Source organism: Asticcacaulis sp. AND118 (assembly GCF_020535245.1).
In the GTDB taxonomy this organism is placed as follows: domain Bacteria; phylum Pseudomonadota; class Alphaproteobacteria; order Caulobacterales; family Caulobacteraceae; genus Asticcacaulis.
In genome coordinates this window covers 1,687,953-1,711,151 of the sequence record NZ_CP084910.1, presented here as the reverse complement: position 1 = coordinate 1,711,151, position 23,199 = coordinate 1,687,953, and the positions used below count along the sequence as shown (strand labels likewise).

The 23,199-nt window shown below is 61.6% G+C and carries 27 protein-coding genes and 2 tRNA genes; 24 read left to right on the top strand and 5 right to left on the bottom strand.

The genetic code is table 11. From position 1 onward, the window contains the following. Positions 1–8 precede the first annotated feature (8 nt). Entirely contained in the window at positions 9–911 is a 903-nt protein-coding gene (locus LH365_RS08220; RefSeq protein ID WP_226743172.1) for a flagellar motor protein MotB, read from the bottom strand. A gap of 142 nt (positions 912–1,053) precedes the next feature. Between LH365_RS08220 and LH365_RS08215 the strand changes: the two genes are divergently transcribed. From LH365_RS08215 to LH365_RS08205, 3 genes are all read left to right on the top strand, one after another. Then, positions 1,054–1,563 carry a flavin reductase family protein gene (locus LH365_RS08215; RefSeq protein WP_226743171.1) on the top strand — a complete coding sequence of 170 codons (510 nt, stop codon included), beginning with the start codon at positions 1,054–1,056 and terminating at the stop codon, positions 1,561–1,563. Between the two features lie 7 nt (positions 1,564–1,570). After that, positions 1,571–2,434: an NAD(P)-dependent oxidoreductase gene (locus LH365_RS08210; RefSeq protein WP_226743170.1), complete on the top strand. Its 864-nt coding sequence runs from the start codon at positions 1,571–1,573 to the stop codon at positions 2,432–2,434. A gap of 63 nt (positions 2,435–2,497) precedes the next feature. Further along, complete coding sequence (locus LH365_RS08205; RefSeq protein WP_226743169.1) at positions 2,498–2,866, top strand: GxxExxY protein; 369 nt, start codon at positions 2,498–2,500, stop codon at positions 2,864–2,866. Positions 2,867–2,905: 39 nt separating this feature from the next. Here the strand turns inward: LH365_RS08205 and hemB are convergent, their stop codons facing one another. Next, the gene (gene hemB, locus LH365_RS08200; protein WP_226743168.1) at positions 2,906–3,907 is read right to left on the bottom strand and encodes a porphobilinogen synthase; all 1,002 of its coding nucleotides are present in this window, start codon (positions 3,905–3,907) and stop codon (positions 2,906–2,908) included. A 30-nt stretch (positions 3,908–3,937) separates the two neighbouring features. Continuing rightward, positions 3,938–4,483 (bottom strand): hypothetical protein, encoded by a 546-nt coding sequence (locus tag LH365_RS08195; protein ID WP_226743167.1) that lies wholly within the window; start codon positions 4,481–4,483, stop codon positions 3,938–3,940. Positions 4,484–4,784: 301 nt separating this feature from the next. Here LH365_RS08195 and hemA point away from each other — a divergent pair, with 301 nt between their 5' ends. From hemA to LH365_RS08130, 13 genes are all read left to right on the top strand, one after another. Then, positions 4,785–6,008, top strand: a complete 1,224-nt coding sequence (gene hemA / locus LH365_RS08190; RefSeq protein ID WP_226743166.1) for a 5-aminolevulinate synthase — start codon at positions 4,785–4,787, stop codon at positions 6,006–6,008. Between the two features lie 67 nt (positions 6,009–6,075). Then, complete coding sequence (locus tag LH365_RS08185; RefSeq protein ID WP_226743165.1) at positions 6,076–6,291, top strand: addiction module protein; 216 nt, start codon at positions 6,076–6,078, stop codon at positions 6,289–6,291. Positions 6,292–6,592: 301 nt separating this feature from the next. After that, positions 6,593–6,802 (top strand): hypothetical protein, encoded by a 210-nt coding sequence (locus LH365_RS08180; protein WP_226743164.1) that lies wholly within the window; start codon positions 6,593–6,595, stop codon positions 6,800–6,802. A gap of 118 nt (positions 6,803–6,920) precedes the next feature. Further along, a complete protein-coding gene (gene glyA / locus LH365_RS08175; protein WP_304502288.1) occupies positions 6,921–8,216 on the top strand; it encodes a serine hydroxymethyltransferase in 1,296 nt (431 codons plus the stop codon). Positions 8,217–8,224: 8 nt separating this feature from the next. Continuing rightward, positions 8,225–8,794: a transcriptional regulator NrdR gene (nrdR, locus tag LH365_RS08170; RefSeq protein WP_370639721.1), complete on the top strand. Its 570-nt coding sequence runs from the start codon at positions 8,225–8,227 to the stop codon at positions 8,792–8,794. A 12-nt stretch (positions 8,795–8,806) separates the two neighbouring features. Beyond that, positions 8,807–9,457 carry a RibD family protein gene (locus LH365_RS08165; RefSeq protein WP_226743163.1) on the top strand — a complete coding sequence of 217 codons (651 nt, stop codon included), beginning with the start codon at positions 8,807–8,809 and terminating at the stop codon, positions 9,455–9,457. Position 9,458: 1 nt separating this feature from the next. Next, positions 9,459–10,049: a riboflavin synthase gene (locus LH365_RS08160; protein ID WP_226743162.1), complete on the top strand. Its 591-nt coding sequence runs from the start codon at positions 9,459–9,461 to the stop codon at positions 10,047–10,049. 161 nt (positions 10,050–10,210) lie between these two features. After that, a complete protein-coding gene (gene ribB / locus LH365_RS08155; protein WP_226743161.1) occupies positions 10,211–11,350 on the top strand; it encodes a 3,4-dihydroxy-2-butanone-4-phosphate synthase in 1,140 nt (379 codons plus the stop codon). 86 nt (positions 11,351–11,436) lie between these two features. Beyond that, positions 11,437–11,907 carry a 6,7-dimethyl-8-ribityllumazine synthase gene (locus tag LH365_RS08150; RefSeq protein ID WP_013480399.1) on the top strand — a complete coding sequence of 157 codons (471 nt, stop codon included), beginning with the start codon at positions 11,437–11,439 and terminating at the stop codon, positions 11,905–11,907. Then, positions 11,900–12,433 carry a transcription antitermination factor NusB gene (gene nusB, locus LH365_RS08145; RefSeq protein WP_226743159.1) on the top strand — a complete coding sequence of 178 codons (534 nt, stop codon included), beginning with the start codon at positions 11,900–11,902 and terminating at the stop codon, positions 12,431–12,433. The genes LH365_RS08150 and nusB overlap by 8 nt, the downstream gene beginning before the upstream one ends. 6 nt (positions 12,434–12,439) lie before the next feature. Next, on the top strand, positions 12,440–13,402 hold the full coding sequence (gene thiL, locus LH365_RS08140) for a thiamine-phosphate kinase (protein WP_226743158.1): 963 nt from the start codon (positions 12,440–12,442) through the stop codon (positions 13,400–13,402). Between the two features lie 284 nt (positions 13,403–13,686). After that, the gene (locus LH365_RS08135; RefSeq protein ID WP_226743157.1) at positions 13,687–14,097 is read left to right on the top strand and encodes a hypothetical protein; all 411 of its coding nucleotides are present in this window, start codon (positions 13,687–13,689) and stop codon (positions 14,095–14,097) included. A 252-nt stretch (positions 14,098–14,349) separates the two neighbouring features. After that, positions 14,350–16,500 carry a sodium-translocating pyrophosphatase gene (locus LH365_RS08130; protein WP_226743156.1) on the top strand — a complete coding sequence of 717 codons (2,151 nt, stop codon included), beginning with the start codon at positions 14,350–14,352 and terminating at the stop codon, positions 16,498–16,500. Positions 16,501–16,616: 116 nt separating this feature from the next. On the opposite strand, the gene LH365_RS08125 is transcribed toward LH365_RS08130, so the two are convergent. Then, positions 16,617–17,141: an outer membrane protein assembly factor BamE gene (locus LH365_RS08125; RefSeq protein ID WP_226743155.1), complete on the bottom strand. Its 525-nt coding sequence runs from the start codon at positions 17,139–17,141 to the stop codon at positions 16,617–16,619. A gap of 81 nt (positions 17,142–17,222) precedes the next feature. Here LH365_RS08125 and LH365_RS08120 point away from each other — a divergent pair, with 81 nt between their 5' ends. From LH365_RS08120 to LH365_RS08085, 8 genes are all read left to right on the top strand, one after another. Further along, positions 17,223–17,834 carry a ubiquinol-cytochrome C chaperone family protein gene (locus tag LH365_RS08120; RefSeq protein ID WP_226743154.1) on the top strand — a complete coding sequence of 204 codons (612 nt, stop codon included), beginning with the start codon at positions 17,223–17,225 and terminating at the stop codon, positions 17,832–17,834. 3 nt (positions 17,835–17,837) lie between these two features. Further along, a complete protein-coding gene (locus tag LH365_RS08115) occupies positions 17,838–18,374 on the top strand; it encodes a DUF177 domain-containing protein (protein WP_226743153.1) in 537 nt (178 codons plus the stop codon). 227 nt (positions 18,375–18,601) lie between these two features. Beyond that, a complete protein-coding gene (gene plsX / locus LH365_RS08110) occupies positions 18,602–19,654 on the top strand; it encodes a phosphate acyltransferase PlsX (RefSeq protein ID WP_255606735.1) in 1,053 nt (350 codons plus the stop codon). A 2-nt stretch (positions 19,655–19,656) separates the two neighbouring features. Continuing rightward, positions 19,657–20,637 carry a beta-ketoacyl-ACP synthase III gene (locus LH365_RS08105; RefSeq protein ID WP_226743151.1) on the top strand — a complete coding sequence of 327 codons (981 nt, stop codon included), beginning with the start codon at positions 19,657–19,659 and terminating at the stop codon, positions 20,635–20,637. A gap of 133 nt (positions 20,638–20,770) precedes the next feature. Then, positions 20,771–21,073 carry an integration host factor subunit alpha gene (locus LH365_RS08100; protein WP_107872620.1) on the top strand — a complete coding sequence of 101 codons (303 nt, stop codon included), beginning with the start codon at positions 20,771–20,773 and terminating at the stop codon, positions 21,071–21,073. Between the two features lie 20 nt (positions 21,074–21,093). Continuing rightward, positions 21,094–21,606 carry a MerR family transcriptional regulator gene (locus LH365_RS08095; protein ID WP_226743150.1) on the top strand — a complete coding sequence of 171 codons (513 nt, stop codon included), beginning with the start codon at positions 21,094–21,096 and terminating at the stop codon, positions 21,604–21,606. A gap of 96 nt (positions 21,607–21,702) precedes the next feature. Next, positions 21,703–21,779: transfer RNA gene (locus tag LH365_RS08090), tRNA-Pro, on the top strand. Between the two features lie 448 nt (positions 21,780–22,227). After that, a tRNA-Pro gene (locus LH365_RS08085) sits at positions 22,228–22,304 on the top strand. Positions 22,305–22,506: 202 nt separating this feature from the next. Here the strand turns inward: LH365_RS08085 and LH365_RS08080 are convergent. Continuing rightward, entirely contained in the window at positions 22,507–23,031 is a 525-nt protein-coding gene (locus tag LH365_RS08080; RefSeq protein WP_226743149.1) for a YMGG-like glycine zipper-containing protein, read from the bottom strand. Positions 23,032–23,199: the final 168 nt, after the last annotated feature.

Sequence of the window (23,199 nt, the reverse complement as noted above, 5' to 3'; positions counted from 1 at the left end):
TTTTGCCGTCAAAGAGAAGGATTTTCTGGCAGGACGGGGGCTTCACGCAGCAAAATTATCGCGATGCGGCGATTCCCGGCCAGAGTCGGGTCGTCCGGATACAGAGGTTCCTTGGCGGCCTTGCCCGACACCTGAGCCACGCGGTCCTGATCGACGCCGGCGCTTTGCAGCACCTGCCGCGAGGCGTCGGCGCGGTCCGCCGACAGTTTCCAGTCCTTGTCGACCTGACCCAGACCCGGCGTGCCGGTCGTGTGGCCGGTGATGGAGATGCGGTTCGGCAGTTGATTGACGACCTTGGCCACGGCGCGCAGCAGCAGGCGCGCGCGCTCGTTCGGCTGGGTCGAATTGGCGTTGAACATCGAACGGCCTTCCTGATCGATCAACTGGATGCGCAGGCCTTCCGGGGTCTGATCGACAAGGATGTTTTTCGACAGTTCGGCCAGTTCCGGCATGTCCTGCAGGGCCTGACGCAGGGATTCGGCCGCCGAGCGGAACGAGGCCTCTTCGCGCTTTTGCAACTCGTCGCGCAACTGGTCTTCGGGTGTCTGCGACAGGTCGGCGGCGTGCTTGGCCGAACCGTCGCGGTCCTGCGCTTCGGGGGCCTGCGGGGCCATCTGCTCGATGAAGGCCATGGAGCCTTCCTGCTTGACGCCGTCGCGGCCGATGGCGGTGCCGGCGAGGATGCCGCCCGAACCGGAGGTGGTCTGAGACACGCTGGCCGGGGCGAAATAGTCGGCGACACCGCGCTTTTGTTCGGGTGACGTCGTATTGATCAGCCACATCAGCAGGAAGAAGGCCATCATGGCGGTCACGAAGTCCGCATAGGCGACCTTCCATGCGCCGCCGTGGTGACCGCCGCCGACGACCTTTTTCACTTTCTTGATGACTACGGGGGCGTCGCGACTGGCCATTACTTGCTCCGGGGTTCGTCAATATATCGGTCATTAATCTTAACAGGCGGTTGAGGCCTGACGGTTTCAGGTGCTTCGCTCATTGACCCCTGGCGGCTTTTGGGGTCAAAGAGGGTATATATTGCAATGAAATGAGGTTCCGTTGAGCGACCCGGATCGTCTGGCCTATCGGCACGCCTTGGGCACCTTCGCCACCGGTGTGGCCGTCGTCACCATCCCCGTGACGGACCGCGAAGGCCACGCCTGCGTCATGGGCCTGACTATCAATTCGTTTGCTTCGGTGTCGCTGGACCCCAAGCTGATCCTGTGGTCGCTCGACCTCAAATCGGAACGCTACGACCTGTTTGCCGGGGCGCAGGCCTTCGGCATCAACATCCTCAGCGCGCCGCAGCGCGATCTGGCGGATCGTTTTTTCCGCGAAAACCCCTATTGCCGCGAGGCCGACGATCTGTCCTTTGCGGATGAGCCGTTGCGCCTGAAAGCGGCCCTGTCGTGGCTGAAATGCCGCCAGTATCAGACCCAGGTGTTGGGCGACCATCTGGTTATCATTGGCGAGGTCGAAGCGTTCGAGCAGTCGGACACGCATTTCGGCGAGCACGGCCTGACCTATTTCCGTGGCCGCTACGGCCAGACACACTCCCTGACTGTTTGAGGTTCTCATGCGCATCGTATTTGCGGGGCTGGGCGTCATGGGCGCGCCCATGGCCAGTCATCTGCTGAAGGCCGGTTTCGACGTCGTCGGCTACAACCGCTCGCCGGAAAAGGCCGCGGCGTGGGGCGCCGAACACCAGGCGGCGTTTGCGACCGACTTCGAGGAAGCGGTCGAAAATGCCGAGGTGCTGGTCCTGTGCGTCGGGCGCGACGACGACGTGCGCGATCTGGTGACGCGGGCGGCCGGGCGCATGGCGAAGGGCAGCCTGATCGTCGATCACACCACGACCTCGGCCAGACTGGCGCGTGAACTGTCTGCGCTATGTGCTCAAAAAGGCTTGCATTTCGCCGATGCGCCGGTGTCGGGCGGGCAGGCGGGCGCAGTCAATGGCGCGCTGGCGGTGATGGTCGGCTGCGAGGCCGAACAGTTCGCGCGCGTGCAGGTCGTGACGCTGCCCTATACCAAGTCGATCACGCGTATCGGCGAGGCGGGCGCGGGTCAGACCGCCAAGATGTGCAACCAGATCGCCATTGCCGGCGTGGTGCAGGGCATTTCCGAGGCGCTGCACTTCGCCAAATGCGCTGAGATTGACCCGGAACTGGTGTTTCAGGCCATATCACAGGGCGCGGCCGGGTCGTGGCAGATGTCGAATCGCTGGGCGACCATGGCTGAGGGCAGGTACGAGTTCGGCTTTGCGGTGGACTGGATGCGCAAGGATCTGGGGATTGCCCTGGACGAAGCGCGCTCGAACGGCGCGCACCTAAGCGTCGCGGCGCTGGTCGATCAGTTCTATTCCGAGGTGCAGGCCATGGGCGGCAGTCGCTGGGATACCTCATCGCTGCACGCGCGTCTGGAGGCGAGACGGAAGTAAGGTTCTCCACAGATGGCCACAGATGAACACAGATAGATCGTGCCTGTGGGAAGGGAGGGGGAAATGGATGATAAAGATGCGCAGACCTATGCGATCATAGGTGCCGCAATCGAAGTGCACCATGCTCTCGGTCACGGCTTCCTTGAATCTGTGTATCAGGAAGCGCTGTCGGTGGAATTCGCCGAGAGGAATATAGCTTCGCTGCGCGAAGCGCATTTACAGGTGCGTTATAAGCACGCCGTCCTGTCCTGCGGATTTCGCGTCGATTTCATTTGTTTCGACACAATCATCGTCGAACTCAAGGCCGCTGCGGCACTTACAAAAGCGGACGAAGCGCAGGTCATCAATTATCTGCGCGTGTCGAATCTAAAGAAAGCTTTGCTCTTAAATTTCGGTGGCATCCGGTTGGAGCACAGACGGCTCATCTTGTGACGTCTATCTGTGTTCATCTGTGGCCATCTGTGGAGAAACTTATCCCTTCAACTTCTCCGCTACGTGCTTGGCGAAGTAGGTCAGCACCCCCGACGCGCCGGCGCGTTTAAACGCCAGCAGCGTCTCGAACACGCCCTTGTCGTGGTCCATGAAGCCAGCATTGACCGCCGCCTTGATCATCGCGTATTCGCCTGACACCTGATAGACGAAGGTCGGCACGCGGAAGGTCTCCGACACGCGCTGCACGATGTCGAGATAGGGCAGGCCGGGCTTGACCATGACCATGTCGGCGCCTTCCTGAAGGTCCATGGCGACTTCGCGCAGGGCCTCTTCGGTATTGGCGCTGTCCATCTGATAGGTCTTCTTGTCGCCTTTCAGTGCCGAGGTCCCGACCGCGTCGCGGAACGGCCCGTAGAAGGCCGAGGCGTATTTGGCGGCATAGGACAGGATCAGTTTATCGGTCAGGCCGTGTGCCTCCAGCGCCTTGCGAATCTCGCCGATCCGGCCGTCCATCATGTCGGAGGGTGCGATGACGTCGGCGCCGGCTTCGGCCTGCACTATGGCCTGTTGGATCAGGATATCGATGGTCTTTTCGTTGTGAATTTTGCCATCGCTGAGGATGCCGTCGTGGCCGTGCGAAGTGAAGGGATCGAGCGCCACGTCGACGACCAGACCGATGTCCGGCACGGCGGATTTGATGGCGCGGCAGGTGCGGGCGATCAGGCCATCCGGATCGTAGGCAGCGGTGGCTTCGTCATTACGCAGCGACGGGTCGATATTGGGGAACAGCGCCAGAGCCGGGATACCCAGCGCATGGGCTTCCGTCGCTTCCTTGACGGCTTCGGCAATGCTCAGGCGATCGACGCCTTCCAGCGAGCGGATGGGATCGCGGGCGATGTCCTTATCGTGCACGAAGATCGGCCAGATCAGATCCGAAGCGGTGATGCGGTGCTCGGCCACCATGTCGCGCACCCAGGCGGACTGACGCAGCCGGCGCGGGCGGGCCAGAGGGTAGGAACCGACGACGGGAGAGAAGGTCATGACAATACCCGTTAATTCAACGGGCGGGGCTTACGCCGTTCTGAAGCGTTTGCCAATCGGCTTGTGGTGATTGAGTCTCAAAACGCCGTTCACCGAAGCAATCAGAATCCACACAGTGGCGAGGACGGTGAGGAGGGCGGAGATGACGTAACCTGACGAAACGCCGAGGATGGTGGAGACGGGAATGCTGGAAATATCGAGGTCGCTAAGGTCGAGGTCGATGCGTCGCCAGTCGGAGATGTCGTATTGCGACCAGATCAGGTTGGCGAGGGTCCAGGTCAGGACGACGGTGCATATGACAGCGATGAAGGTGGCGATGCCCCAAAGGGCGAAGACGGCCCAGAAGTGTTTGATCTGATATCGGAAATGCGTCTGGATATAGGAGGTGCAGTCGTGTTTCTTGATATAGGCCAGCGCCGCGCCGATCAGAGCCGTAATGCCCAGAGAAAAGGGGCTGACGAACAGCAGGCCATAGACGACATAGGCCAGATTGCGTTCGTCGTCCTCGCAGGCGACGGCGGCAGATTTGCCGGAAAAAGTCGTATCGGCAACGGCTTTGGTATGCGAAGCGTTCATGGCCGGACCTCTGTTAACTGTTTTAGCAAACCGTAGGAAAGCGTATATTTGCAAAAAATTCATTATAATGCAAACACCCTTCGTCGCTGCGGTATAGTGTGGGCGTTCCGGGTGCGTCATTTTGCGCATCCGGACAAGGGTGATTTCATGCCCCAAAGGTCTGAACCTATGGCATATTGACACTGGCCAAGGGCGGAACAACCCACTATATCCGCTTGTAAGCAAAGGGGCGTCGAGACCCCGGCAACACACCACCGAGGGCCCTGATGTCTCGTGGAGAGCACAGGGTTGAGATAAGTAGATGGATTATACCGCCGCCTTCGAGGCCGCTATCGACGCCGTCCGCAAGGAGGGCCGCTATCGCGTGTTCGCCAACCTGAAGCGCCATCGCGGCGCTTTTCCGCGCGCCACCTGGCAACGCGAGGACGGCTCCGAGCACGAAGTGACCGTGTGGTGCTCCAACGACTATCTGGGGCAGGGGCAGAACCCGGTGGTGACCGACGCCATGCACCGCGCCATCGACGAAGCCGGATCGGGTTCGGGCGGCACGCGCAATATTTCCGGTACGACCTGGTATCATAACGCGCTTGAGGCCGAACTGGCTGATCTGCACCAGAAGGAAGCCGCTCTGGTCTTTTCGTCGGGCTATGTCGCCAACGAAGCGACCCTGACGACCCTGTACAAGATTCTGCCGGGCCTGATCATCTTCTCCGATGCGCTGAATCACGCCTCGATGATTGCCGGCATCCGCAATGGCGGCGGCGCGCGTCACGTGTTTCGTCACAACGATCTGGCGCACCTCGAAGAACTGCTGGCCGCGGCCCCCGTCAATGCGCCCAAACTCATTGCGTTCGAGTCGGTCTATTCGATGGACGGTGACATCGCCGACATCGCCGGCACCATCGCCCTGGCGAAGAAATATAATGCCCTGACCTATATCGACGAGGTTCATGCGGTCGGCCTTTACGGCGATCGCGGCGCGGGTGTCGCCGAGCGCGATGGCGTAATGGATCAGATCGACATCATCGAAGGCACGCTGGGCAAGGCGTTCGGCATGATGGGCGGTTATATTGCGGGGCAGGCGGCGATGATCGACGCCATCCGCCTGTGGGCCGCCGGTTTCATCTTCACCACCTCGCTGCCCCCGGCGGTGATGGCCGGTGCGGCGGCTTCGGTGCGCTGGCTGAAAGAACATAATGAGCGCCGCGTCGCCCATCAGGAACGCGCACAGACCCTGATGCGTCGTTTCCGCGAACTGGGTATCCCGGTGCTGCCGTCCGAAAGCCATATCGTCCCGGTTCTGGTCGGCAATCCGGTCCATTGCAAGATGATTTCGGACATGCTGCTCAACGATTTCAACATCTATGTGCAGCCGATCAACTATCCGACGGTGCCGAAAGGCACCGAGCGCCTGCGCTTTACGCCGTCGCCGGACCACGACGACAAGATGATGGACGAGTTGGTCAACGCCATGGACAAGCTGTGGAGCCATTGCAATGTTGCCCGGCTACCATCGGTAGCCTGACTTAAGATGTCATGCCGGCTGTGGCCTGACGCTTGGCAGGGTGACGTTTTGGGGGTATTCTGCCCCCATGAACGCCTTGTCGAAAATCTCGATCTCAGATCTGACAGTCGAGGAGCGCCTCGAACTGATAGGCGCGCTGTGGGACAGTCTTGAAGACGGGGACGTCCCTGTCCCGGCTTCGCATCTGGCCGAACTTGAGCGTCGGATGGAAACGTTCGAGCAGGATAAGGTTCATTCCATTAGCTGGGATGTCATTCGGGCCGAGCTTGAGCGCGATTTTTAGTGAGTGAATTTCTGTTTGAATTCACTCCGGTCGCGCGTCGCGAAGTCATGGAGGCTTCGCGATGGTATAAATCGAAGGCCCCCGACCTGAGTTTACGTTTCAATCAACAGGTAACCGACGAACTCGAAAAGATTTGCCGTTATCCATTGAGAAACCCGGAAGCTCAACCCGGCTTCGGCGCGCACGGTTGCCAGATTTTCCTTACAACCTGTACTATCGGTTTGAGGGTGATATTTTGTATGTAGTCGGGGTGCTGCACACACGCCGTGACCCAAGCCTCTGGAAGGACAGGAACTGAGTCATGTCCGAATTTCTTCTCGAACTGCATCGCAACGGCGCGTACCTCAAGGTCATCGCGGTCGATCCGGTGTCGGGCGAAGAGGTCTCGACCGTCGGCCCGGCCAGCGACCCGCAAGCGGTCAAACGATTGGCCGTGCAGAAGCTGAAAAACCGTCTTGAAGCGCTCAAGCCGCCGCCCTTGAACAAGGGGCGTGGCGGCATCATTTGCTAAACCCGGACATCAGACGTTTTCACTTGGATTTGCTGTCTCAAAGGTTTAACAGACGCGCAATTTCGGACGATGCGCTATATGTAGTGCCGGCCTTCCTCCAGACGACAGGATAAAGCTCGTGAACGCTCCCGCCTCCTTCATCCCGCAAGGCTATTTCAACAGCGATCTGGCGACGGTTGACCCGGCCGTTCTGGCGGCGATCAAGGGCGAACTGACCCGTCAGCAGGACCAGATCGAACTGATCGCTTCGGAAAATATCGTCTCCAGGGCCGTGCTGGAAGCGCAAGGGTCTGTCCTGACCAACAAGTACGCCGAAGGCTATCCGGGCCGCCGTTACTATGGCGGTTGCGAATATGTCGACGAAGTCGAAAAGCTGGCTATCGAGCGCGCAAAACAACTGTTCAACTGTGCCTTCGCCAACGTCCAGCCGCACTCCGGCGCCAATGCCAATCAGGCGGTGTTCTTCACCCTGCTGCAGCCGGGCGACACCTATATGGGCATGGACCTGGCCTGTGGCGGTCACCTGACGCACGGCTCGCCCGCCAACCAGTCGGGCAAGTGGTTCAAGGTCGTGCCCTACGGCGTGCGTGAAGACGATCACCTGATCGACTACGATCAGGTTGAGGCCTTGGCGAAAGAACACAAGCCCAAGCTGATCGTGGCCGGTGCGTCGAACTACAGCCGTCACATCGACTTCGCCCGCTTTCGTCAGATCGCCGACAGCGTCGGCGCCTATCTGTTTGTCGATATGGCCCACTATGCCGGTCTGGTCGCTGGCGGCGTCTATCCGGACCCGCTGCCGCACGCCCACGTCGTCACCACGACGACGCACAAGACCCTGCGCGGTCCGCGCGGCGGCCTGATTCTGTCGAACGACGAAGCGCTGGGCAAGAAGATCAATTCGGCGGTGTTCCCCGGTCTTCAGGGCGGGCCGCTGATGCACGTCATCGCCGGTAAGGCCGTGGCCTTCGGCGAAGCGCTGCAACCGGAATTCAAGGCCTATGCGGCTCAGGTCGTGGCCAATGCCCGTGTGCTGGCCGAAACCCTGATCGCACGCGGTCTGGGCGTCGTCTCCGGCGGCACCGACAGCCACGTCATGTCGGTCGATCTGCGTCCCAAGGGCCAGACCGGCAAGGCGACCGAGCACGCGTTGGAAGAAGCCTTCATCACCTGCAACAAGAACGGCATCCCGTTCGATCCGCAGCCCTTCACCATCACTTCGGGCGTGCGTCTGGGCACTCCGGCGGGCACGACGCGCGGCTTCCGCGAGGAAGAGTTCCGCCTGATCGGCAATCTGATCGCCGACGTGGTTGACGGCATGGCGTCCAACTCCGGCGCGCCGGACGAAGCCGTGACGGCCAAGGTGCGCGAGCAGGTTCTGGCCCTGACCAAGCGTTTCCCGATTTATAGCTAAGGTATAGAATGCGCTGCCCTTTCTGCGGAAATCCTGAAACCCAGGTCAAGGACTCCCGTCCCTCCGAGGACGGGGCAGCCATTCGTCGTCGCCGGTCGTGCAGCGAATGCGGCGGGCGCTTCACGACCTTCGAGCGCGTGCAGTTGCGCGAATTGGTCATCGTCAAGCGTTCAGGCCGCCGCACGCCGTTCGACCGCGAAAAGCTGGAGCGTTCGATTTCACTTGCGACTCGCAAGCGTCAGATCGACGGTGAGCGCATCGACCGCATGGTGTCGGGCATCGTGCGTCAGCTCGAAAGCCTCGGCGAGACGGAAATCGGCTCGGAAGTGGTCGGCGAACTGATCATGAAGGCCCTGCGCTCGCTGGATTCCGTGGCCTATGTGCGCTACGCTTCGGTGTACCGCGATTTTCAGGAAACCTCTGATTTTGCCAAGTTCCTGGGCGAAGAGGGTTTTGACGGTGACGTGCCTGACGCGAAACGCACGCCCGCGCCAGCCGGCAATCCTGAGCCGAAGGACCCTGCGCAGATCCGTCAGGGTCTTGGCGAACAAGACCTGTCGGCTACCGATGATGCATAAGAGCCGGGCGCAATGATCCGTCCTTTCGTCACGCTTAAACTGGCCACGACGCTCGACGGGCGCATCGCCACCCACACAGGTGAAAGCCGCTGGATCACCGGCGAAGAGGCGCGGCGCGCTGTGCACGAACTGCGCGCTTCGCACGATGCGGTGCTCGTCGGCATCGAAACCGTGCTAAAGGACGATCCGGAACTGACCGTGCGCCTGCAAGGTTACGAGGGGTATCAGCCCGCTCGCGTGGTGCTGGACAGCCGCGGGCGCATCCCGTTGCATTCCAAACTGGTGCAGACGGCGCGCGTCATCCCGACCTATGTGGTGACGACGCACGACCTCAATCCGGAACTGATTTCGCTGGGCGTTCGTCCGCTCAAGGTGGCATCGCGTCATCAGCGCGTGGACCTGGTCACGGCGCTGGAGGCGCTCAATGAAGCGGGGATCGAGCGTTTGTTTGTCGAAGGCGGCGGGCAGATCGCCACCGCCTTTGTCAAATCGGGCGCGGTCGATCGTCTGGAATGGTTCCGCGCCCCCACCATATTGGGCGGAGACGGGCGGGCGGTGATCGGTTTCCTCGACATCGCCGACATCAATCGCGTCATTCGTTTCACCCGCGTGGGTGTGCAGGCCGTGGGCGAAGACCTGTGGGAAAGTTACGAGTTGGAATAGCATGTTTACCGGCATCATCACCGATCTGGGCACCCTGACCGCTATCGACCGCCACGAAGGCGGAGCGCGCTTCGAAGTCCGGACCACTTACGACCTGTCCACCGTCGATATCGGCGCATCCATCGCCCATTCGGGTTGTTGCCTGACGGTCGTTGAAAAGCGCGGCGACCGCTATACGCTCGACCTGTCGAACGAGACGCTGGCCGTGACCACGCTCGATAACTGGAAGGTCGGCGACCGCATCAACCTGGAGCGCGCGCTTAAGGTCGGCGACGAACTGGGCGGCCATATCGTCGCCGGTCACGTCGATGGTGTGGGCGAACTGATCGAACTGCGTCAGGATGGTGATGCCTATCGTTTGAAGGTCCGCGTGCCGCGTCCGCTGCATCGTTACATCGCGCATAAGGGGTCGATCGCTCTGGACGGCATCTCACTCACGGTTAACGAGGTCGAGGACGACGTGTTCGGCGTGGCCATCATCCCGCACACCTGGACGCACACGACGCTGTCGGATCGCAAGGTTGGCGACAAGTTAAACCTTGAGATCGACCTGATGGCGCGCTATGCCGCGCGCTGGCGCGAAACCGTGTAAGATACTCTCATACTCCCCCCACGTGTGGGGGAGGTGGATTTTGCCCAAGGCAAAAGACGGTGGGGGGCCTTTATCGGCATTCAAAGGCCCCCTCTGTCACTCCGTGACATCTCCCCCAGCCTCGGCGGCAGCCAAAGCGGGCGAGTATTGGAAGAACGAAAATGACCTTCAACCGCATCGCCACCGACCTTAACCCTGTCAGTTCCGAGAGCCCCATCTCGACCATCGAGGACATTCTGGAGGACGCCCGCAATGGCCGCCCCTATATCCTTGTCGACGCCGAGGATCGCGAAAACGAAGGCGACATCTGCATCCCGGCACAGATGGCGACGCCCGACGTGGTCAACTTCATGGCCCGCTTCGGCCGCGGCCTGATCTGTCTGGCCCTGACCGGTGAGCGCGCGCGTCAACTGCGGTTGCCGCCCATGGCCGCCGAAAACGGCGCGCGCAACGGCACGGCCTTCACCGTCGCCATCGAGGCCAAGGAAGGCATCACCACCGGGATTTCGGCGCACGACCGCGCCCGCACCATCGCCGTCGCCATCGATCAGACCAAGGGCTTCGACGACATCGTCAGCCCCGGCCACGTCTTCCCGCTGGTGGCGCGCGACGGCGGTGTTCTGGTCCGCGCCGGCCATACCGAGGCCGTAGTAGACATCTCGCGCATGGCCGGGCTCTATCCCGCCGGCGTCATCTGCGAAGTGATGAACGATGACGGAACCATGGCGCGTTTGCCGGACCTGATCGTCTTCGCCCAGACCCATGGCCTGAAGATCGGCACCATCGCCGATCTGATCGCCTATCGCCGCCGCACCGAACGCTTTGTCGACCGCGTGCTGGAAAAGCCGTTCGAGAGCCAGTGGGGCGGTCAGTTCCGCCTGTTCGTCTATCGCAACCGCCTCGATCAGAGCGAGCACATCGCGCTGGTCAAGCATCAGCCGGCGCCCAACAGGCCGACTCTGGTCCGTATGCACCAACTCGACGTCGCCGCCGACGTACTGGCGGCCAATGACGGGCGTGCCGGGCTGGTCGAACAGGCCATGAAGGCCCTGTCCGACTATGACGGCCCGGCGGTGATGGTCATGCTGCGCGACCTCGACCCCAAGGTCATCTCCAACCGCTTCGCCGTCGACGACGCCGAAACGCCTCAGCCGCGCGGCCTGCGCGACTATGGCGTCGGGGCGCAAATCCTGCTCGATCTGGGGGTGCGCGACATGATCGCCCTGTCCGATTCCAAGCCCAGACCGGCGGCGCTGGAAGGCTACGGGCTGCAGATCATCGACTGGAAACCGCTCAGCTAAAAGCGTTCCGTAGCCGGATTTGGCTTTCTCTGTACTCAATAAGTCAGTAAGTAATGACTGACCTTATCCCCCAAGGATTGACTCTCTTGACCATCGATACACCCCTGCGCATCCTCATCGTCGAAAGCCGCTTCTATGAGGATATTTCCGATGAGCTTCTGGCCGGCGCCAAGGCGGCGCTTGAGGCCTATGGCGCGGAATACGATGTCATCACCGTGCCGGGCGCGTTCGAGGTGCCGGGCGCCATCGCCATGGCCGAAGACGCCTCTCAGGGCCCCGCCGGGCGCAAATATGACGGCTATGTCGCGCTGGGCTGCGTCATCCGTGGCGAAACGACCCATTACGACTATGTCTGCGAAGAGTCGGCGCGCGGCCTGATGGACCTGACGCTGAAGCAACTCCTGTGCATCGGCTACGGTATCCTGACCGTCGAGGACGAGGATCAGGCCTGGGCCCGCGCGCGCCGTTCGGAAGGCGACAAGGGCGGCACGGTGGCCAAGGTGGCGCTCGACATGATCGCGCTGAAGAAGGCCCTGCGCGGAGGCAATCATGGTTGATCCGCAAAGCCTCAAGTCGGTCATCGAGCAACTGAACGCCAATGAGCCCGCGGGAGCGGGCCGGTTGTCGATCAAGGACAAGCGCGCCCGCACCGTGGCGCGTCTGGTACTGGTTCAGGCCCTGTATCAGATGGAAATCGCCGGCACCGGCGTCGAATCGGTCATCCGTGAATTCGCCGACTTCCGTTTCGACGGTCATATCGAGGGCGAGGGCGGCGAGGAACAGCGTCTGGGCACCGCCGACGAAGCCTTCTTCGCCGACGGTCTGCGGACCATCGTCAAGGCACAGGCCGGCATCGACGTGCTGATTTCGGAGCGTCTGGCCTCGAACTGGCGTCTGGACCGCATCGACACCACGTTGCGCGCCATCCTGCGCGCCGGGGCCTGGGAGCTGAAATTCCGCACCGACATCGCCGTCGAGGTAGTGATCAACGAATATGTCGAGATCGCCAAGGCCTTCTTCGGCAATGAGGAATCGCGCTTCGTCAACGGCGCGCTGGACGGTATCGCCAAGGACGCGAGGTAAGACCGCATGACCGGCGACAACAGCGAATTCAGCGTCATCGACCGGTTGTTCAAGCCTTTGGCGGGACTGACTGCCGAGGCGCGCGGTCTGATCGACGATGTGGCGGTGCTGGGCGCGCGCGAAGGCTACGACCTTGTGGTGACGACCGACGCCATGGTCGAAGGCGTGCACTTCCTGTCCACCGATCCGCTCGATCAGGTGGCGCGCAAACTGTTGCGGGTCAATATTTCCGACCTTGTGGCCAAGGGCGCCGATCCTTATGGCTATCAGCTCCTGACGGCCTGGCCCAAGGGCATGGCCTATGAGGGCAAGGAAGCCTTCGCCTACGGGCTGCGTCTCGATCAGGACGAATTCGATTTCGACCTGTTCGGCGGAGATACGGTTTCCACCGAAGGGCCGCTGCTGCTCAGCATCACCGCCTTTGGTCACGCGCCGGTGGGCCGCACCCTGTCGCGGGCCGGCGCGCGGGTTGGGGATATCGTGCTGGTCGGCGGCTTTATCGGTGACGCCCATCTGGGCCTGCGGGTGCTGCGTGGTGAATTTGACGAACTGTCCGACGCGCACAAGGCGCATCTGATCAGCGCCTATCGCCTGCCGCAACCGCGAGACGACTTTGCCGATACGGTGCTGGAAAACGCCCACGCCTCGATGGATATTTCCGACGGCCTGATCGCTGACGCCTTGCACATGGCGCGGGCTTCGCAAGTGGCCATTGTTATCGACATCGACCGCGTGCCGACCTCGATCGCGGCGCGCGCCGCCATAGCGCTGGGAGCCGATGTCACCGATCTGATCACCGGCGGCGACGATTACCAGATCCTGTGCACGGCCAATGCGGCGGGGGCGGCGGTGCTGAAAGCCGCCGGTTTCCACGAGATCGGCCATTGCGAAGCCGGATCGGGCGAAGTGTCGGTGATCAGCGACGGCAAGGTGATCGAGATCGAGGACAAGGGCTGGGTTCACGCCTGAGGATTTAAGGTTCTCCACAGATGGCCACAGATGCACACAGATAGACCGAGTGCTTGGCTGACTGTTTAGAGGAACCACAGATTTCACAGATTATGAGTTTCAAACGGCACGCTGCCGGGGTCGGTTATTCCAAAGGCGCGAAGCGCCAATCTGTGTAATCTTTGGTTCTCAACATCTCAGGTTAGAACGACCTATACCGATGGTACACACTCGAACCATCTGTGTGCATCTGTGGAAAATCCTCCCTAAACCCCTTCTAAACCGTTTCCGCTTAGACTCGGCGCATGATCCAGACCCGCCGCATCCTCCTCAGCAGTCTTTTCTGCGCGCTCGCCATGCCCGCCTTCGCCTCCGAGGCCAAGAAGGAGGGCGGCGATCCCTATGTGAAGCTGTCGCCCGTGGCCATGCCGGTCATCGATAACGGCCGGGTGGTCAACTATCTGTTCGTCACCCTGCGCATCAACCTGACGCCGAAGGCCGACGTCAACGGTCTGCGACTCAAGGAACCCTATTTCCGCGACAGCCTTATCCGCGCGGCGCACAAGCAGTCTTTCGCGCTGCCGAACAAGCGCGACACGCTGGACGAGGAGCGGTTCAAAAAGATTATGATCCCGGAATTCACCAAGATCGCCGGAGCCGGCAATATCGCCTCCTTGGAAATACTGGCTCAGAACCCCAAGAAGTCGATGAACTGACGGTGTTCTCACACCGTGGGCGCGCCATGTGTTCACGGGGTTGTGATGGCTGAATACTGGTTGCATCGCAATAATAAATGCGACCCATTCGGCCTTTTTCGGGGTGATTACTTCCGAAATCACTAAACTTGCACCCATTGGAAACTTGCGGCACTCTCCTGACCTTGTCGGGAGGGTAGGGTCGTGCCTTTCCGGCTGTCAAAAACGGCGCGTCATCCGGCGGGTCATAACAAATAACGACAGGGGTTAGGTATGACGTCATGGATCGGGCTGGTCATAGCGGCCGGCGTTCTGGGCTTGGTGTACGGGGTCGTTCAGACCCTCAGTCTGCTTAAAAAACCGCAGGGCAATGCCCGGATGCAGGAAATCGCCGCGGCGATTCAGGAAGGGGCGGGGGCCTATCTCAAACGGCAATATACGACCATCGCCATCGTCGGCGTGGTTATCTTCGTCGCCGCCTTTCTGGTGCTGGGGCCCTATGCCGCGGGCGGCTTCCTGATCGGGGCCGTGCTGTCGGGGGCGGCGGGCTTTGCCGGGATGCTGATTTCGGTGCGCGCCAATGTCCGCACTGCCGAAGCCGCGTCCAAAAGCCTGCAACAGGGGCTGAACCTCGCCTTCGGAGCCGGGGCGGTAACCGGCCTGTTCGTGGCATCGGGCGCGCTGCTGGGCGTCGCGGGTTACTATTTCGTCCTGACCGACGTGCTGGGACTTGAATCGACCAGCCGTCAGGTCATCGACGCCCTTGTGGCGCTGGGCTTCGGCGCCTCGCTGATCTCGATCTTTGCGCGTCTGGGCGGCGGTATCTTCACCAAGGGCGCCGATGTCGGCGGCGATATGGTGGGCAAGGTCGAAGCGGGTATCCCCGAAGACGACCCGCGTAACCCGGCCACCATCGCCGACAATGTCGGCGACAACGTCGGCGACTGCGCCGGCATGGCGGCGGACCTGTTTGAAACCTATGCCGTGACGACGGTCGCGACCATGGTGCTGGGGGCGATCTTCTTTGCCGGTACGGCGCTGGTCGGTCCGATGATGCTGCTGCCGCTGGTCATCTGCGGCGCGTGCATCCTCACCTCGATCGTCGGCACCTTCTTCGTCAAGCTGGGTAAGGACAATCACATCATGAATGCCCTGTACAAGGGCCTGATCGTCACCGGCGTCCTGTCCGTAGGGGCGCTGGCGGCGGTGATCGAACTGGTGATCGGCTTCGATACGGTGATCACCTATGAGGGCGCGCCGCAAGCCTTTACCGGCCTGACCCTGTTCTGGTGCGGTCTGGTGGGCCTTGCGGTCACCGCCGGCTTCATCGTGGTCACGGAATACTATACCGGCACGGGCAAACGCCCCGTGGTGTCGATCGCACAGGCCTCGGTCACCGGTCACGGCACCAATGTCATTCAGGGCCTGGCCGTATCGATGGAATCGACGGCCATTCCGGCCCTGATCATCGTCGGCGGCATCGTCGGCTGCTACCTGCTGGCGGGGCTCTACGGCATCGCCATCGCCACCACCACCATGCTGGCTCTGGCCGGGATGATCGTGGCGCTGGACGCCTTCGGGCCGGTGACCGACAATGCCGGCGGCATCGCCGAAATGGCGGGTCTGGACAAGGATGTGCGCCACACGACGGATGCTTTGGATGCCGTCGGCAATACCACCAAGGCCGTCACCAAGGGCTACGCCATCGGTTCGGCGGGTCTGGGGGCGCTGGTCCTGTTCGCCGCCTATACGTCGGACCTGAAATACTTTGCCGCCAATGCCGCACCGGGGTCGTTCTTCGAAGGGCTGGGCAACCTGACCTTCTCTCTGTCCTCGCCGTGGGTGGTGGTCGGTCTGCTGATCGGCGGGCTCCTGCCTTATCTCTTCGGCGGCATGGGCATGACGGCGGTCGGCAAGGCGGCGCAGGCCGTGGTCGAAGAAGTGCGGCGTCAGTTCCGCGAAGACCCCGGCATCATGGCCGGTACGTCCAAGCCCAACTATGGCCGCGCCGTGGACATGCTGACCAAGGCCGCCATCCGTGAGATGGTCGTGCCGTCGCTGCTGCCGGTCCTGTCGCCGCTGGTCCTGTTCGGAATCGTCTACGCCATAGGCGGCGCGGTTCCGGCCTTTGAGGCGCTGGGGGCGATGCTGCTGGGGGTGATCGTGACGGGCCTGTTCGTCGCCATCTCCATGACGTCGGGCGGCGGGGCCTGGGATAACGCCAAAAAGTCGTTCGAGGACGGTTTCGTCGATAAGGACGGCGTTCGCCACCTCAAGGGCTCAGACGCGCACAAGGCGTCGGTGACCGGCGACACGGTGGGCGACCCGTACAAGGACACGGCGGGTCCGGCGGTCAATCCGATGATCAAGATCACCAATATCGTGGCTTTGTTGTTGTTGGCTGTCTTGGCCCACGTAGCCTGATCGGTGAGGGCGGCGTTCGTGTGAGCGCCGCTCTCTCCACAGATGGCCATCTGTGGAGAATCAAAAACCCCTCCGAAATTCTCCGGAGGGGTTTTCATATTCGCATAGAGCAACGACTACTCGCGGCGGCGCTGGCCGCCGGGGTTGGTGTCTTCTTCGTTGGTGATGGTCTGGCGACCGACATTGCCGAGAATCTGTTCCAGCGCCGTCAGTTCGCGGCCGCGGGTCGGCGTCTTGTTGGGGTTCAGCGCGATCTCGCGGCTGTCGGCCAGCGATAAGGTCTTCACGGTCTTGACGGCCTGCGTTTCCTTGTCGAACTCGACGACGGTGACGCTGCGCGAGGTCAGGGTCGCGGGCTTATAGGTCATCTTGGAGGTCGTCTGCGTGATATAGTACCAGACGCTGGGGTCGAAGGTCGCGACTTGAGACGGAGAGCCGAACTTGGTGCGCACGCTGGTTTGCGTGTCCTCGCCGACCTTGATGTCGGTGGCGGGGTTGGCTTCGATGGCGAGGTAGCCCTGACGCGCGACGCTGGGGGCACAGGCACCGAGGGTAGAAGCAGCAGCGGCAACGGCGGCAAGGGCCAGGAAGGTGGACGGCTTGATCATCAGGTTCCGTTCGGGTTTGACCTTGGAGGCCATACTGTTTAGTGCAATCTTGGGGCCGAATGAAGGCCATAAATATTCCGGCTTGGCAAGAACGCAAACGGAGACGGGGACGCAATGCTCGACAAATTCCTCAGCGCGCTCGGCGAAAGCCTGGGTCTGAAAAAGCCCAATCCGGCTCGCAAAGCCGGTGAAGCCCTGTATGCGTCGGCGGTTTCCCAGTCGCGGCAGGTGGTCTTCTATACCGACTACGGCGTGAAGGACGAAATCGGCGCGCGGTTCGAACTGCTGGTGCTGCACGTTGTCCTGCTGATCAGCCGGCTGAAATCGGAGAATGAACAGCACCGCGAAACCTCACAGGCCCTGTTTGATTCGCTGCTGCTGGCGCTGGACGACACCCTGCGCGAGCAGGGCGTAGGCGATCTGACCGTACCCAAGAAGATGAAGAAGCTGAGCCAGCAGGTCTATACGCGGCTGGTGCGCTGGGACGAAATCTGGGAAGAGGCGGTGCCAGAAACAAGGAATGCGGCGCAAGCCGATTATCTGCTGCGCACCGTCTATGCGGCCGACGAAGAACCGGACGCGCAGGCCCCTCTTTGGGCGGCGGCTTTAAGTGACTATATCCATGAGGTCCGCACGCGTGTAGGTGCGGATGGATTGCTGGCCGGCGAAGTCGTGTGGCCAGAAGTGAAACCTCTGGTAAAGCGTTTAGATGTACAGGAGAACTGAGCCATGACCGAAACCGATGCCCCGCTGTGGACGCACACCGTGCGCTTTGACGAGGCCTTCCGGGGGCTCGAACTGACCCTGAGCGCCGATGAGGCGCGCCGCAAGCTGATCGCCGAGAATTTCGGCATGATCGACCTGCACGAACTGACTGCAAAGGTCGTGACGAAAGGCCGCAAGTCGCCAGCGGGTGATGAGGTCGTCGTCGATGTCGAACTGAACGGCGAAGTCACGCAGGAATGCGGCGTGTCGCTCGATCCGTTCCGTCACCCCATTTCGTCGCGCATCGACATTGTGGTCGTCTTTCAGGGACGCGCCGCCAAGGGCGAGGAAGAGGAAAGCGAACTGAGCGTCGAGGATCTCGATCAGCCCGACGTGGCGGTCAACGGTCAGATCGACATCGGTCTTTACGTCATCGAAGCCCTGGGGGAAGCCTATGATCCCTTTGCGCGCAAGCCGGGCGCGGTGTTCGAAGAGCCGGATCAGCCCAGGGAACCGTCGCCGTTCGCCGTGCTGTCGCGTCTCAAGGGCGATGACGCCTGATAAACCATCTTGATAAGTTCGGCGGGCGCGTTATCGTCCGCCGCTTCGGGGACTCGCTTTTTCCAGCTTCCAGCCAAGTGCCGGAAGGCTTATAAGGGCGACCCTGACACCCCTGTGAGGTCTTAGAGCGTCCCTTGTCTTCCCCTGATCATAATTCGCCGTCCGAAACGCCTGCGGCAGGTGTTGAGGCCGCGTCCTCCGGGACGGTCGTCGTCGCAATCGATGCCATGGGCGGCGACCACGGCCCCCGCGTCACAGTGCCGGGCACGGCGGAGGCCTTGAAGCGTGATGGGTCGGGCCGCCTGCGGTTTCTGCTGCACGGGGATGAGGCGCTGATCGCGCCGGAGCTGGCCAAATGTCCGGAACTCAAGGCCGTCGCCACCATCGTCCACACCGATCAGTCGGTGGCTATGGATGAAAAGCCGGCTCAGGCTTTGCGGCGCAAGACCACCAGCCTGTTCATGGCCATCGCCTCGGTCAAGACCGGTGCGGCGCACGCCGTCGTTTCGGCGGGCAATACCGGCGCGCTGATGGCGTTGTCGAAGATGATCCTCAAGATGATGACGGACGATCTTGAACGTCCGCCGATCGCCTGCGGCTGGCCCAACGCCAAGGGCGAGATGGGCACGGTGCTTGACGTCGGAGCCAATGTCACCTCGGACGCGCACCAACTGATCGAATTCGCCGTCATGGGCACGGCCTTTCACCGCGCGGTGCGCGGCAAGGACAAGCCGACCGTAGGTCTGCTCAATGTCGGCTCCGAAGACCTGAAAGGTCACGAAGAGGTGCGCGAGGCGCACCGCATCCTGCGCGAAGGCGTGGACGGCATCAATTATCACGGTTTTGTCGAAGGTGACGACATCGGCAAGGGCACGGTGGACGTGGTCGTCACTGATGGTTTCACCGGCAATATCGCCCTGAAGACCGCCGAGGGCACGGCCAAGTTCGTCAAAAACCTGTTCAAGGGCGCGCTGACCTCGTCGCCTCTGGCCAAGCTGGGCGCGCTTCTGGCTGCGCCCGCCCTGAAGGCGATGGCGCGGACGGTTGATCCCGGCGCCGCCAATGGCGGGCCGCTGCTGGGCCTGAACGGCATTGTCATCAAAAGCCACGGCGGGGCCGAGGCCTGGGCCTATTCCAATGCCGTCAGCGTCGCGATTTCGCTGGCCGCCAGCACCTATAAGGACGATATCCGCAGGGCGCTGGCCCACGTCCAGCAGTCGCACGCCCTGTCCCCCGAAACGCCGCAACCCGCACGGGCGGCGGACGAAAAGGTATTCTGAGCATGAGCGTAACACGTACGGCGGTAACCGGCGTCGGCGGTTATCTGCCTGAGACCATTCTCACCAACGATGATCTGAGTCGAATGGTCGACACCACGGACGAATGGATCGCGGCGCGCACCGGCATTCGCAAGCGTCACAAGGCGGCGGACACCGAACTGACCAGTGATCTGGCCGTCGAAGCGGCGAAAGTCGCGCTGGCGGCGGCGGGCCGGACGGTCGAGGATATCGACCTGATCATCATCGCCACCACCACGCCGGACATGACGTTTCCGTCCACGGCCTCGATCGTTCAGGCCAAGCTGGGCGTGCCGCGCGGCGCGGCCTTCGACGTGCAGGCGGTCTGTTCGGGCTTCGTCTATGCACTGAGCGTCGCCGACGGCTTCGTGGCGCGCGGCCTGTCGAAATGCGCGCTGGTTATCGGCGCCGAAGTGATGAGCCGCATCCTCGACTATACCGACCGCTCGACCTGCATCCTGTTCGGCGACGGAGCCGGGGCTGTGGTTCTGGAGCCTGTCGAAGGGCAGGGCACGTCCGACGATACGGGGATCCTCAGTTTCGATCTGCAATGCGACGGTTCGAAGACCGACCTGCTCTATGTCGATGGCGGCGTCTTCGATTCCGGCCAGCGCGTCGGCAAGATCAAGATGCAGGGCAACCAGGTCTTCAAGCACGCCGTGCAGAAGATCTCGGAAGCCGCCGATTCGGCCATCCACAAGGCCGGGCTCGACCATCAGGCGGTGGACTGGTTCATCCCGCATCAGGCCAATCAGCGTATCCTCGACGGCGTCGCCGACCGGCTGGGCCTTGATCGGGCCAAGGTCATCTCGACCGTCGCCGATCACGCCAATACGTCGGCGGCCTCGATCCCGCTGGCCTGGTACGAGGGCGTGCAGGACGGGCGGGTCAAAAAGGGCGATCTGGTGCTTATCGAAGCGCTGGGGGGCGGCCTCACCTGGGCGGCGGCGGCCATCCGGCTGTGATTCGCGCGCCCGGTTAGCTCCGGTTAGTGCTCAAATCTCATTTATTTGATGACAAGGCGCGTCCAAGCCTTTGACGCGAACGGGAAAATGCGTATTGTTCCCGTGATGGAGCTCATTCCGGAGGGGATTTGAAATGAAAGCCACGACCCTGACCCGCGCCGAACTGTTCGAAGCGGTGCACAACGAACTGGGCCTGCCGCGTCAGGAATGCGCCGCCCTCGTTGAGCGCACCCTCGATCTGGTCATCGATTCGCTGGAAAAGGGCGAAACGGTCAAGCTGTCGGGTTTCGGCGTGTTTCAGGTCCGCGACAAGAACGCCCGCGTCGGCCGCAACCCCAAGACCGGCAAGCCGGCCGCCATCGACCCGCGCAAGGTCATCTCCTTCCGCGCCTCGCAGATCATGAAGGCGCGCGTGGATGCCGGCGCCGGTGAATAAGCATCACAGGCGAGCGTAACGTGTCCAAGGGCCCCTTAGCCTTTCGTACCATTTCCGAAACCGCCGACGCGGTGGGCGTGCCTCAGCACGTCCTGCGCTTCTGGGAGACGAAGTTCACCTTCATCCGCCCGACCAAGCGCGCCGGCGGGCGTCGCTTTTACCGCCCGCAGGACATCGACCTGCTGCTGGGGGTGAAGGTGCTGCTGCACGATCGCGGCTATACGATTCGCGGTGTGCAGAAGCTGTACAAGGACGACGGTCAGAAGGCGCTCTTGGCGGCCGGGCACGGGCTGTCGGGTTCGGTGCCTGAGGCCGCCGGATGGAGCGAGCCTGAGATCGAACCGGTGGCCGTTCAGCCCTTGCCGCGCAAGGAGCTGGGGGATGCCGGCGAGCCTGAGTTCGATTTCGATGAAATGTCGTCCTTGCCGGTCGTTCATGGCCTGAGCGAAGAGTCGCGCACGCGCTTGCTGGCCATAGCCCAGAGCCTTGAAGGGGCGCAAAAAACCATGCTGCGGACGCTCAAGGGCCTGTGAGTCGTGGAAAACGCGCCTGCTCCCTATTGCAGGGGGCGATATTCCTCTCTATAAGCCGCGTTCTCCTTACCAGAGGAGGCCTCTGCGAAGAGGTGTCGGAGCGTGGCGCAGCCTGGTAGCGCACTTGACTGGGGGTCAAGGGGTCGCAGGTTCGAATCCTGTCGCTCCGACCATTTAAACAAATAAGGGTCGCCCTTTGGGGCGGCCCTTATTTGTTTAAGGTCTGCGCTCCAGCCTTCGAACCGTGACAGGTTCGCCGCGCTCAAAAAGCGAAGCGTTAGCGCATTTAAAGACATCCAGCGATGATCATGAGGCGAAGCCGTCATGATCACGCGCAGACGCGGCGGCGCGAAGCGGAGCCACATCGACCCGAAAGGGCGATGGACGCCGAAGGCGCCCGAAGGGTAAGCCGCGTTAAAACGCGGCGCATCAATCCTGTCGCGGTCCATCTGCACCTTGAAAAGCGGTGCCCGGTTCACCTGACTTATTTCTTCACAACATACTGCATTTTTTTGACGGCAAAGGCTTGCGTGCGTTGTGGGCTTTCCGTATAGAGCGGCCTCCAGACGCGGACGACCGGTTTGCGGACGTTTGCGGTTCCCGTTCGGGAAGCTTTTTTGTCGGGGAGTGGCGCAGCCTGGTAGCGCACCTGCTTCGGGAGCAGGGGGTCGCAGGTTCGAATCCTGTTTCCCCGACCATTCAAAAGAAAAGGACGGTCCCTTCAGGGGCCGTCCTTTTCTTTTTTGTCGCAGGACATGTACTCGAACCGTGAGAGGTTCCACGGCAAGCGATGATCATGAGGCGGAGCCTTCATGATCACGCGCAGGCGCGGCGGAGCGAAGCCAATCCTGTTTCGATCAAGTGCGCAAAAAAGTCGTCCTTTCGGACGGTTTTTTTGTTTTACCAGCGATCGCGATGACGGTGATAATGCCCGCGATCCCGACGATCATAGCGATCGTACCGGTCGCGATAATAGTAGCTGCGCGGGGCCGGATAGTAGCGGGGACCGTAATAGCGCTCACGGTAGGTATAGTAACCGTCATAGCGCGGACGGGATTCGTAATAGACCACGCCATAGCCCGAAGGCGGCGGGGGTGGGTCGTAATAGCCGCTGTCTTCGTAGGAATAGTAGCGACCTTCGTAGCAATCGACCGAGGCATTGCCCAGCGCACCGCCGACGACCGCACCGACCGCTGCGCCAGCCACCGTATTGCCGCCACGGTTATAGCGATGCGAAGACCCGTTGCCGATGGCGGCGCCGGCCAGAGCACCGAGAACCGCGCCGGTGGCGGTGGAGTTCGACTTGCGCTGATAGCAATAGCCGTCATAGCCCTGGGCCGAAGCAAGCGATGGCGCGGCCAGCACGACGAAACCCAGCCCTATCAGGGCCTTGGGAAGGTGCCGCTTGAAAAAAGAAACTTTCATGGAGGGAACTCTTATGAATGCCGGGATGGTATCATTGAGCGCGCGTTAACCTGAACGGCATCTGAATGGATTGCGGCGGAAATACGCCGCGTTTATAAGCGGCGAATAAGGCGGGGCATAAGCGGGCTGTTTACAAAGCCCCCATTTGCAGGATTTTCCGCAAGATTT

Coding starts and splice junctions, on each gene's coding strand:
- hemB (WP_226743168.1), bottom strand. CDS start 3,907: ATGACCTTCTCTCCCGTCGTCGGTTCCTACCCTCTGGCCCGCCCGCGC.
- LH365_RS08195 (WP_226743167.1), bottom strand. CDS start 4,483: ATGAACGCTTCGCATACCAAAGCCGTTGCCGATACGACTTTTTCCGGC.
- plsX (WP_255606735.1), top strand. CDS start 18,602: ATGGGCGGCGACCACGGCCCCCGCGTCACAGTGCCGGGCACGGCGGAG.
- LH365_RS08160 (WP_226743162.1), top strand. CDS start 9,459: ATGTTTACCGGCATCATCACCGATCTGGGCACCCTGACCGCTATCGAC.
- LH365_RS08185 (WP_226743165.1), top strand. CDS start 6,076: ATGAACGCCTTGTCGAAAATCTCGATCTCAGATCTGACAGTCGAGGAG.
- LH365_RS08220 (WP_226743172.1), bottom strand. CDS start 911: ATGGCCAGTCGCGACGCCCCCGTAGTCATCAAGAAAGTGAAAAAGGTC.
- LH365_RS08210 (WP_226743170.1), top strand. CDS start 1,571: ATGCGCATCGTATTTGCGGGGCTGGGCGTCATGGGCGCGCCCATGGCC.
- ribB (WP_226743161.1), top strand. CDS start 10,211: ATGACCTTCAACCGCATCGCCACCGACCTTAACCCTGTCAGTTCCGAG.
- LH365_RS08135 (WP_226743157.1), top strand. CDS start 13,687: ATGATCCAGACCCGCCGCATCCTCCTCAGCAGTCTTTTCTGCGCGCTC.
- hemA (WP_226743166.1), top strand. CDS start 4,785: ATGGATTATACCGCCGCCTTCGAGGCCGCTATCGACGCCGTCCGCAAG.
- LH365_RS08120 (WP_226743154.1), top strand. CDS start 17,223: ATGCTCGACAAATTCCTCAGCGCGCTCGGCGAAAGCCTGGGTCTGAAA.
- LH365_RS08180 (WP_226743164.1), top strand. CDS start 6,593: ATGTCCGAATTTCTTCTCGAACTGCATCGCAACGGCGCGTACCTCAAG.
- LH365_RS08105 (WP_226743151.1), top strand. CDS start 19,657: ATGAGCGTAACACGTACGGCGGTAACCGGCGTCGGCGGTTATCTGCCT.
- LH365_RS08080 (WP_226743149.1), bottom strand. CDS start 23,031: ATGAAAGTTTCTTTTTTCAAGCGGCACCTTCCCAAGGCCCTGATAGGG.
- LH365_RS08115 (WP_226743153.1), top strand. CDS start 17,838: ATGACCGAAACCGATGCCCCGCTGTGGACGCACACCGTGCGCTTTGAC.
- LH365_RS08125 (WP_226743155.1), bottom strand. CDS start 17,141: ATGGCCTCCAAGGTCAAACCCGAACGGAACCTGATGATCAAGCCGTCC.
- LH365_RS08205 (WP_226743169.1), top strand. CDS start 2,498: ATGGATGATAAAGATGCGCAGACCTATGCGATCATAGGTGCCGCAATC.
- LH365_RS08130 (WP_226743156.1), top strand. CDS start 14,350: ATGACGTCATGGATCGGGCTGGTCATAGCGGCCGGCGTTCTGGGCTTG.
- nrdR (WP_370639721.1), top strand. CDS start 8,225: ATGCGCTGCCCTTTCTGCGGAAATCCTGAAACCCAGGTCAAGGACTCC.
- LH365_RS08165 (WP_226743163.1), top strand. CDS start 8,807: ATGATCCGTCCTTTCGTCACGCTTAAACTGGCCACGACGCTCGACGGG.
- nusB (WP_226743159.1), top strand. CDS start 11,900: ATGGTTGATCCGCAAAGCCTCAAGTCGGTCATCGAGCAACTGAACGCC.
- LH365_RS08100 (WP_107872620.1), top strand. CDS start 20,771: ATGAAAGCCACGACCCTGACCCGCGCCGAACTGTTCGAAGCGGTGCAC.
- thiL (WP_226743158.1), top strand. CDS start 12,440: ATGACCGGCGACAACAGCGAATTCAGCGTCATCGACCGGTTGTTCAAG.